At 43.8% G+C, this 9,825-nt stretch carries 12 protein-coding genes; 6 read left to right on the plus strand and 6 right to left on the minus strand.

The features are described from left to right. The 4 genes from IQ242_RS08870 to dprA form a co-directional block, all read left to right on the plus strand. On the plus strand, positions 1–849 hold an 849-nt coding region (locus IQ242_RS08870; protein WP_193959713.1), incomplete at its 5' end, for a formylglycine-generating enzyme family protein. Positions 850–1,170: 321 nt separating this feature from the next. Further along, the gene (locus tag IQ242_RS08875; protein ID WP_193957418.1) at positions 1,171–1,410 is read left to right on the plus strand and encodes a hypothetical protein; all 240 of its coding nucleotides are present in this window, start codon (positions 1,171–1,173) and stop codon (positions 1,408–1,410) included. After that, entirely contained in the window at positions 1,400–1,738 is a 339-nt protein-coding gene (locus IQ242_RS08880) for a type II toxin-antitoxin system PemK/MazF family toxin (protein ID WP_104397657.1), read from the plus strand. Before IQ242_RS08875 ends, IQ242_RS08880 begins: the two co-directional genes overlap by 11 nt. Positions 1,739–2,126: 388 nt before the next feature. Then, positions 2,127–3,275 carry a DNA-processing protein DprA gene (gene dprA / locus IQ242_RS08885; RefSeq protein ID WP_193959714.1) on the plus strand — a complete coding sequence of 383 codons (1,149 nt, stop codon included), beginning with the start codon at positions 2,127–2,129 and terminating at the stop codon, positions 3,273–3,275. Between the two features lie 66 nt (positions 3,276–3,341). Here dprA and trxA read toward each other — a convergent pair whose 3' ends face one another. Further along, a complete protein-coding gene (gene trxA, locus IQ242_RS08890) occupies positions 3,342–3,698 on the minus strand; it encodes a thioredoxin (RefSeq protein ID WP_002750414.1) in 357 nt (118 codons plus the stop codon). 377 nt (positions 3,699–4,075) lie between these two features. Here trxA and IQ242_RS08895 point away from each other — a divergent pair, with 377 nt between their 5' ends. After that, positions 4,076–5,281: an acetate kinase gene (locus tag IQ242_RS08895; protein WP_193959715.1), complete on the plus strand. Its 1,206-nt coding sequence runs from the start codon at positions 4,076–4,078 to the stop codon at positions 5,279–5,281. 47 nt (positions 5,282–5,328) lie between these two features. Here IQ242_RS08895 and IQ242_RS08900 read toward each other — a convergent pair whose 3' ends face one another. Further along, positions 5,329–6,552, minus strand: a complete 1,224-nt coding sequence (locus tag IQ242_RS08900) for an RNA-guided endonuclease TnpB family protein (protein ID WP_193959716.1) — start codon at positions 6,550–6,552, stop codon at positions 5,329–5,331. Between the two features lie 52 nt (positions 6,553–6,604). Here IQ242_RS08900 and tnpA point away from each other — a divergent pair, with 52 nt between their 5' ends. Further along, positions 6,605–7,036, plus strand: a complete 432-nt coding sequence (gene tnpA / locus IQ242_RS08905; RefSeq protein ID WP_193959717.1) for an IS200/IS605 family transposase — start codon at positions 6,605–6,607, stop codon at positions 7,034–7,036. A 79-nt stretch (positions 7,037–7,115) separates the two neighbouring features. Here tnpA and IQ242_RS08910 read toward each other — a convergent pair whose 3' ends face one another. The 4 genes from IQ242_RS08910 to IQ242_RS08920 all read right to left on the minus strand — a co-directional run bounded on the left by IQ242_RS08910 (position 7,116) and on the right by IQ242_RS08920 (position 9,431). Beyond that, the gene (locus IQ242_RS08910; RefSeq protein WP_193959718.1) at positions 7,116–7,667 is read right to left on the minus strand and encodes an anti-sigma factor; all 552 of its coding nucleotides are present in this window, start codon (positions 7,665–7,667) and stop codon (positions 7,116–7,118) included. Positions 7,668–7,780: 113 nt separating this feature from the next. Next, positions 7,781–8,437 (minus strand): sigma-70 family RNA polymerase sigma factor, encoded by a 657-nt coding sequence (locus tag IQ242_RS08915; protein WP_002765828.1) that lies wholly within the window; start codon positions 8,435–8,437, stop codon positions 7,781–7,783. A gap of 102 nt (positions 8,438–8,539) precedes the next feature. After that, positions 8,540–8,665: a hypothetical protein gene (locus tag IQ242_RS26705; protein WP_255520630.1), complete on the minus strand. Its 126-nt coding sequence runs from the start codon at positions 8,663–8,665 to the stop codon at positions 8,540–8,542. Positions 8,666–8,840: 175 nt separating this feature from the next. After that, a complete protein-coding gene (locus IQ242_RS08920; protein ID WP_193959719.1) occupies positions 8,841–9,431 on the minus strand; it encodes a PAP/fibrillin family protein in 591 nt (196 codons plus the stop codon). Positions 9,432–9,825 lie beyond the last annotated feature (394 nt).

Below are 9,825 nucleotides of genomic sequence, written 5' to 3' on the forward strand. Positions count from 1 at the left end.
ATTCGCTATTGGGGTAGTCATACTAAGCTTAAAGCTTTAATGGCTTACGGTCATGAAAAATCGGCAGCTAACTCTAAATTTAGCTTGGCAGAGGTAAATGTTGATAAGTTATTACAAGTATCGCCCAAGATAATTCGGCAAACTGAAACTGTAATTTTACCAAACTTTAACCCAGAAATGGTGGATATACCCGCCGGTAAATTTAACATGGGTTCTGATGAGAATGAAAAACCGATACATCAAGTAATTGTTCCAGCATTTCAGATAGGCAAATATCCTATCACCCAAGCACAGTATCAAGCGGTGATGGGATTCAACCCCTCACATTTTTCAGAAAATCCTCAGAACCCGGTAGAATTTGTTAGTTCGTTTGATGCTCAAGCTTTTTGTGAAAAACTGAGCAAGTTAACGGGAAAAAACTACCGTTTGCCTACAGAAGCAGAATGGGAATATGCCTGTCGCGCCGGTACAGAAACCCGATTTAGTTTTAGCGATGATGAAGATCAACTAGGAGATTATGCTTGGTTTAGTGGTAATTCAAATAATACAACCCATCCTGTTGGGGAAAAGCGACCTAATCCTTGGGGAATCTATGATATGCACGGCAATGTTTGGGAATGGTGTGCTGATCAACATCATGAAAATTATGTTAACAAACCAGACAATATTAAAGAAAATGGCAGCATTGCATGGCTAGATAGTAATATAGGCGATGAGTCATCAATGATGCTGCGCGGCGGTTCGTGGGGCAGCTATCCTGTAAACTGTCGCTCGGCGGTTCGGATTGGGATTGATGCCGACGATTGTGATGGCTGGCTCGGGTTTCGGGTTGTGTGCGATCTCTCCTAATCAGTTATCAGTTGGGAGCCACCATTGGCGTAATAATATTATTGTAGGGGCTAATTGCATTCGCCCTCTTTGAATAACTTCTACTGCTCACCTATAGGTGAGGGAAAGTCACAAATAGGAGATGCAGCCGATAATTTTCTGGAAATATAGTCTTTAAAGCCTTGTCTGGCAAGACTACAAGGAATGATCAGCACTAATTATCACACAAAGTCGAGGAGAGCCATAGGGCGAGCCTGAGAATAGCGATCGCTGTAGTTAGCCATCACCGCTTTTTATGGTTACTTTAATGTTAGAATCGAATCACTTCTTTTAGGTTTTGCTATGCGTGCGATTGAAACCACTGGTATCCTCAATACTCAAGGACAAATTCAACTTGATCATCCTATTCCCCAAGAAAAAGATCGGTTTGTGCGCGTCATTCTTTTGATTTCGGAGGATGAACTGAACGAAAAAAACTGGCTAGATGCCGTTTCCCATAACCCTAGCTTTGCTTTTCTGCAAGATCCCGAAGAAGATATTTATACTCTTAACGATGGACAACCTGTAACTAATGAAGGGTAAAATTGTATTAATTCAATTTCCCTTCGACGATTTATCTTCCAGTAAGGTTCGTCCTGCTTATTGCCTAACCAATCAAATTGGAGGCTATCAACACATTATCTTTGCCCTAATTACCAGTCGTATTCCAGAAAATCCCCTTCATACAGATATTATTCTGAGACCAGAAAGTCCAGATTTTATGATCAGTGGTCTTCGCCAATCGTCAGCCATCAGACTTGATCATTTAGTAACACTTCGCTCTTCACTGATTCAGCGTGAACTAGGCTCATTATCATTAAAAACCCGAACCTTAATTGTAGATATTTTGTGCGATATTCTACGTTCTTAAAAAAAATACGATCACTGATTTCTTCGGGGGCATTATTTAACGCAGTTTTTGACTTTAAATTACAATAAATTTGTCTGTTATATCCGTTACGCTATGCTAACATATTCTACCGTTACTGCTACAATTGGCTCCAAAGACCGCTATAACCAACTAAAACCATGACTCAAGCCACTTTTGCAGAAATACTAGACGCAACCAAACAACTTCCCCCAGAAGATCAAGAACAACTGATTCACATTTTAAAAAAGTGAAAGACATTGACGAGGCTCAACCATACCTCAACAACTAATGGAAGGGATTCCGGCATGATTAAAATAAATTAAGGTCATCTGGCCGCAGTCAGTTTTAACCGACTGAAAATATTACTTTGTCTGAGGAGCCTTTCAAATTGACAGACGAGCGCGTTTATTGGTTAGCATGGTCAAGTATTGCTGGAGTTGGGTCAATTTCCCTAAAGCGACTCTATCAGCATTTCGGCAGTGTCGCTGTGGCCTGGAATGCCACCGATACTGCGATCGCAGAAGTGGCGGGATTCGGCAAAAAGTCAATGGTAGCGGTACGGGAGGGGCGATCGCAAATTGACCCTGAAGCTCTTTTCGCCGAACATATCCAGAAAAACCCCCTTTTTTGGACCCCTAGCGACCCAGAATATCCCCGCTTTCTCTGGGAAATTCCCAGTCCTCCCCCCTTACTTTACTATCAAGGAAAGGTCAATTTAGAGGAAAATCAGGGAAATATCCCCACCGTCGCCATTGTGGGTACTCGTAACCCCACGGATCACGGCCGGCGCTGGGCGCGGCGCTTAAGTACCCTTTTGGCCCAACAGGGATTTACTATTGTTTCTGGGATGGCCGAAGGAATTGATGGCGAGGCACACCAAAGCTGTTTAAAAGCGGGGGGAAGGACGATTGCCGTCTTGGGAACGGGGGTCGATGTGGTTTATCCTAGTCGTCATCGGCAGCTACACGCGGACATCCAAAAGCAGGGTTTAGTCATTAGTGAACATCCTGCGGCAACTCAACCGAATAAAGCCCATTTTCCCAGTCGTAATCGCATTATCGCCGGTTTAAGTCGCGCGACGATTGTTATCGAGGCCCCCGAAAGATCAGGCTCCCTGATTACGGCCAGTTATGCTAACGAATTCGGCGGCGATATCTATGCTTTACCCAATTCTCCCGATATTGCTGCCGCTAGGGGTTGTTTACAACTGATTCATCAGGGAGCAGAAATTATCGTTTCTGAGGAGAAATTATTAGAAATGTTGGGGGCAATTCCCACCACGAACCAATCCGCACCGGTTAATCTCTCCCCTTCACTCCCTCCAGAGACATCCCCAGTCGTTAATGCTGCTCCTCCAGTCAATCTAGAACCTAGACTAGCACAAGTGTATCAGTTATTTAACAGAGATCCCCTGTTGTTTGACATTATTGTTGAAAAAATGCAAATCCCCACCTCAGAAGTGGCGGGGATATTATTGGAATTAGAATTAATGGGTTTAGTGACTCAGTTACCCGGTATGCGTTACCAGAAAACCTAGTCAACCCCCAAATGCTTATTTAGGGTATTAGCTAAAGTAGTTTTCGGTGCAGCCCCAACCACCAGATCAACTTTTTGAGCCCTTTTGCGGATCATCAGATTCCAGGTGTTTAGTTAAGGTATTGGCTAAAGTGGTTTTAGGTACAGCCCCGACCACCATATCGACTTTTTGACCTCCTTTGAAGATCATCAGAGTAGGAATACTGCGAATCCCGTACTGACTAGCGATATTGGGGTTTTCGTCGGTGTTGAGTTTCACCACCTTGACTTCCCCTTCGAACTGTTTGGCAATTTCCTCGACAACGGGAGCCACCATTCGACAAGGGCCGCACCAAGGAGCCCAGAAATCCACTAGGACAGGGTCGGCACTATCTAAAACTTCGTCTTTAAAGGTGGCATCTGTAACGGCAGTAACCTCTGACATACTTAAGAAATCCTCTAGTAATCACGGTTATCTAGAATACGCAAAAAATCCGTTCTAGAGATTCGTGGTGCGATGTTGACATTCCACTGGTGAAAAGGACGAGAACTAGCTCTAAATCCAATGTAAAGGCCTTAACTTGCATCAGAGGTAGCTTCTTGGATCAATTTCACAAGGGGCATTCTTGTATTTTATAACCCTAGAGGCTCTATTTTGACTTTTTTTTGATAAAGTTTTGTAATATTGCCCGAGTCAAGCATGGGTGATGACAGCCGGATAAAATTTTCTTGAAGAAAAACCCGAAAAGTCAGCGATTTTATCTAGGCTTAACCTGAGTTTGATTATGATCGGCATAGCCCACTTCCTAATTGAGCTTTTTTATGAAAATTCTGGTCTTCAATGCGGGATCGAGCAGTCAAAAAAGTTGTTTATACGATTTAGATTTTTTCCCCTCCCATCCTCCCCAACCAATTTGGGCAGCGGGGATCGATTGGACGGTTAACCCTGATTACGGGGTTTTAACGGTAAAAGCTAAGGGAATTAAACAGGAAATTAATCTTTCTAGTCAGGATCGTCCGGCGGCAATTGCTCGGATGTTAGATACTTTAGTCACTGGCGAAACTAAGGTACTGGCCAATTTCGCCGACATTAGTATCGTCGGTCATCGAGTTGTCCATGGTGGCACGGAATATTCCCAGGCAACTATGATCACTCCCCAAGTCAAAGAAACGATTAAAAAGCTGATTCCCCTTGCTCCTAGCCATAATCCCGCTCATTTAGAAGGAATTGAAGCGATCGAGCAAGTTTTAGGCGATGTTCCTCAAGTAGCAGTGTTTGACACCGCTTTTCATCGTTCTATCCCTCCTGAGTCTTCTCTTTATCCCATTCCCTACCAATGGAGTGAACTGGGAATCCGTCGCTATGGTTTCCATGGCACCAGTCATCAATACTGCTCCCAACGGGCCGCCGAATTGTTGGGAAAACCCCTAGAATCCTTGAAAATGGTCATCTGTCATCTAGGCAATGGCGCTTCCCTATCGGCAGTCAAGGGGGGTAAAAGTATCGATACTACTATGGGATTTACTCCCCTAGAGGGGTTGATGATGGGAACCCGCAGCGGGTCGATCGATCCGGGGATTCTGATTTATCTAGAGCGAGAATATCAATATAATCCCGATAGTTTAAATAGCTTACTCAATAAAGAATCGGGTTTAAAGGGAATTTCGGGTATTTCTGGAGATATGCGGGCAATTACCACGGCGATGGCCGAAGGGAACGAGAGGGCAAAATTAGCATTTGAGATGTATATTCATCGCCTGAAAAGTTTAATCGGATCGATGATCGCTTCTCTAGAGGGGTTAGATGTCTTGGTATTTACGGCAGGAATCGGCGAAAATTCAGATTTAGTACGAGAAAAAGCCAGTCAAGGCTGGTCTTTTTTGGGTTTAGAGTTAGATTTGGCTAAAAATGCCGCTCGTCCCCAGGATGAGGATATCGCCAGCGAGACATCTAAAGTGCGAGTGATGGTAATTGCTACGGCGGAAGATTGGGCGATCGCACGAGAATGCTGGCATTTATTTCATTGACTCTCCCCCGCTAACCGCGGAGCGCGGTTTAGCGGGGGATTCTTGGTTCATAGGCTCTTGACTAGATCAAACAGGTTTAACCGGACGACCCCCGTCAGACCGCCCCCGCAAGCGTTTTCTAACACGGTCAGTCCGACCGCGTTTTTTCCTCGGTTCTCGATTACCTTCGCTGATGCCGTATCTCTTGGTTCGATGTGGCCGCAAGAATCACACCGGTGAACTCTTTCCGATAACGCTTTTTTGCCAGTAATTGCGCCACAATTCGGACAATCCTGGGAAGTTCCGTTTTTATCGACTTTAAGATAATATTTTCCCCGTTTCCAAGCGACAAACGGTAATATCTCGTTAATAAAACTACCGATACCCGAATCTAGAGATTGTTTTCTAACGATCCCTCTAGACCAGGAAATGAAGTTAATATCTTCAACGAAAATATTATCAGCAAGATCACAAAGGTAATGAGCTAGTTTAAAGTGCCAATCTCTACGAGTATTAGACACTTTCTCGTGTAATCTTGCTATCTTCTCTTGGAGTTTTAACCAACTGTTTGAGCCTTTGACTTGATGTTTCAAGCGTCTTTGTAGCAATTTAAGCTTACTCTGTACTTTCAACAAAAATCGAGGGGCTTTGATTAAATCTCCCCGTGAAGTAGCGACAAAACTTTCAATTCCCGCGTCGATCCCTAAACAGGTTTTCCCAACTGTCATATCGGGAACTAATTCCGGAGATTGGAAAGAAACCGAAACGTAAAATCCCGACGCTTTTTGGATAATTCGAGCTTGTTTAGGCTCAAACCCAGACGGGTACTTCCTAGATTTCCTAATCCGAATTTTTCCCAATTGTGGAAAATTTAAGTATTCGTCACCTAGAAAGTTTTTCGAGAGCACAGGAAAAACAAAACTCCGCATCTTTTTCTTCAATCTAGGAAAGCCAAAACTTTGCGACTTCATCTGGTCAAATGCTTTATCTAAAGTTTTTAAGACTTGCTGTAAGACTTGAGCGTTAACCGTCTTTAATATCGGATAGATTTTTTTAGCTTCCGTTAGATTTTTAGCTTGAACGAAGTAATTTGGATAAGGTTCATCTGCGGAAATTATATACTCGGAAACTAGCGAACAGCGATCCGCAAGACACTTTCGAGAGTTCAACCAATCTTTCCGTTCCGAGAGCGCGTAATTATAAACGCTTTTGCAAACATTAAGAATGTGGATTATCTCGCGTTCCTGTTGTCTGTTTACCTTTAGTTTGTACTGGTAGGTAAGCGTTATCACTGTCGGGAAGCGAGCGTAATGTATAATCGGATTATAACATTTACCGTCTAATATGTCAACTGATTACCATCATGGATTTCGCTCTGTTTATAGACTTACCGCTCAGGTCGTATTTGTCATCAAATACTGGCGGAAAGCTATTAACAATGAAATCTTAGACCGACTTAAAGAAATCTTTGCATTAACGCTCACGAAATGGGAAAGCGCTTTGCTTGATTTCAATGGTGAATCGGATCACGTTCATCTAATTATCGATTACAAGCCTGACATCGCTTTATCCAAGTTAATTGCTAATCTTAAAACAGTTAGTAGTCGCTTAATTAGAAAGGAATTTCCGTACTTAGCGGCCAAGTATTTCGACAACAAACCCTATTTTTGGACGGGAGCTTATTTCGTGGCTAGTTGTGGAGGTGTTACCATCGAACAACTAAAAAAATATGTCGAGAACCAAAACTCCCCGAAAGTGGAAACGCTACCGCGTTAGTTTCATTCTGGTGGCGATTCATCTCCCGTTAACTGCGTAGCGGTTTAACGGGAGTCCTCTCGCTCCATTGAGATAGACCTTACCGTTGGCCATTCTCTTTTGGCTGTTCCGTTGCGGGAATCTCCATAATCGGATGGTTAAGAGCAATCATCAAATGGTCTCCCTCTTGGCTAATACTGCTCGGACTGCTCGCCATTTGGGAGAGGGGAGCATTGCGTCCCGAGACGAAGTAGGAGCCAACAGCGATCGCCATAGCCGTTAAAATTGCGCCACCATAAACATAATATTGCCGACGACGCTGACCATCGACTTTTCTGAACACCTGTTCTGCTAATCGGTCGCTGGCCATAGTAGCCGGTACGGGAATTTGCTTTAAATTAGTTTGTAATCCCAAGAGCTGCTGATAGAGTTTTTTAGCGGCAGCATCATGGTCTAACCAATGCTGAACTAGCTTCCTTTCCTCTACCGTTACTTCGTTATCAATATAGGCGCTAATTAAATCGAAACGATGAGCTTCTTCGTTATCCTCATCTAAGAATAAAATATCCTCGGTTGCGGAGTCGGAATCGCTGTCATCGTGACGTAACAAAGACTTTATCCATTGAACATCTTCGGGTTGATAATTATTCATGGTTGACCTCGACCAGAAGCGATCGGTATGCAATCACTTTTCACCAGCACGGAGCTAGTTAAATTTAACGACTCCTCACTTCGGCCGTTAGTGCCGAATCACCACAATATTCTTTAGCCTTCTGTAAAATAGGGCTGTAAAACAGATTGTAATTTAGCGCGAGCGCGAGCAATGCGAGATTTAACAGTTCCTAAAGAAACTCCCGTCATCTCGGCAATTTCTTCGTAGGCCATGCCTTCAATTTCTCGCAGAATAATAGTTGTCCGAAAAGCTTCTGGTAAACCAGCGATCGCCGCCTGCAATTGATCGTAGAATTCGTGGGTGGTGAGATGTTCATCGGGACTGGGGTAATCGGACTCGATATCCCAATCGATTTCGCCATCTTCCACGCGCCGGGGAGCATCGAGAGAAATGGGGTGATTAACCCGCTTGCGTTTCCGCAATTCGTCGTAAAAAAGATTAGTAGCAATGCGACTTAACCAACCGCGAAACTTGAGGGGTTCATGGAGACGGTTAATATTGCGATAGACGCGAATCCAGACCTCTTGAGCCAAATCAGCGCGATCTTGCCAATCGGGAGCCAAATGATAGAGTAATTTATCAATATGAGCCTGATAGCGCCGCAGCAGTTCCGCAAAAGCTGCTCGATCTGGCTGACACCCTTCCTGACAGCGTGCAATTAGATCGTAGTTGGAGAGTTTGTCAGGGGACACGGGGTTTTGAGACTGTTTGGACTCAAGTGACCAAGATGCTGGAATCGATTGACTCATGGGATTTCCTCTAAGGATATAAACTCCTCACTCAGAGCTTGAGGACGGGAGAAGTCAGTAAAGGTTCCCGAAAATAAATAATTTTTTTCCCATATTTTGATTCTAACCGATCGGGGCATTCATCTGGGGCAGCAAGTGGGGTGTCTGGTGTCGGGTGTGGGGAGTATTTTCAGTGAACAGTAAACAGTAATCAGTAATTATAGCGTTTCCTAAGCTAGTGAGGTACACCTATTTTTCTTCCCTTTTGCCTTTTGCCTTTTGCATGAGTGCCTAAAACCCATAACTTTTGTACCTCAGCCGACTGAAAAACGCTATAGTGAACTGAAAACTCACATCTGATCACTGATAACTGATCACTGATCACTGATCACTGATACAAGCCTGACTCCTGACGGCTCTGAAGTTAGGTTTTTTCCTTAGCGAGAATAAAGACGCTGCCTTCGCTGCCGCGGCCGATGCGGAGATCTTCATCGAGATAGGTGATATCGAGCCAACCTGTTTGTTGGCGATTATTGACAGAAAAATCGAGGGGAGGGAATTTTTGGCCACTCTCGATCGCATCGATAAATTCTTGGGGAGAATGATAATTGAGAAGACGTTGCAGACCGAGGATCGATCGCTCAAATTTGACCATTACCCGGCGCTCGGATGTGGGTTCAAAGGTAGCGGAGACGATTACTACCCCTTCTAGCCAAGGTAGGCCGATAATTTCGGCGATATTGTAGAGTTTGGCCTTGTTCAGGTCGAGATATTGATAAATTTGCCCTAATTGAAAAAAAGGTAGGCGATCTATTCCCAGAATGTTGCGGCTGCTGGTGAATAGCAAACGCCAATTGCCCCCTAATAGTTGTTTAACTTCGAGGGGATGGGGATGGGGATTGTGATCCTCCAATTGTTCGATCGCCGCTAAAATCCGCACGCGGTCGCTTTCCGTGGCCAGGAGTCCGCGATTTCTACCAGCGATCAATTCCAGTAATTTCGCTTTGGCATCCATAGAATAGACCTCTTGTAAAAATCAAAAATTGTTGTTAGGGTTAGGAGTCAGTAGCCAGGACAATTAAAAATGAATAATAATCAATTAAATGGTCTATTTACAGATTTTATGCAATTTAATCCTTATTTGTGCCGTTTTTGAACCCTCAAAAATTAATTATGCAAGAGGTTTAATCTCCCTTACTTTTATAAACTGCCTCGATCCGCTAGGTACTCGATCGAGGTTTTTGGTGGTCCCAAGAGGTTTACTCGCGGTGATGATTTGAGAGTTTCAACGGAGTTTTAGCCCCAGTGAGCGGCATTTTTAACTGTTGGCCTAACTATTTTAACACAGATTAAATGCCTCGGTTTTAAAACTTTTTCATAACCGTAATTAAGTGATCGAAATAGGAAGT

Source organism: Microcystis sp. LEGE 08355, from assembly GCF_015207185.1.
GTDB lineage: Bacteria > Cyanobacteriota > Cyanobacteriia > Cyanobacteriales > Microcystaceae > Microcystis > Microcystis panniformis.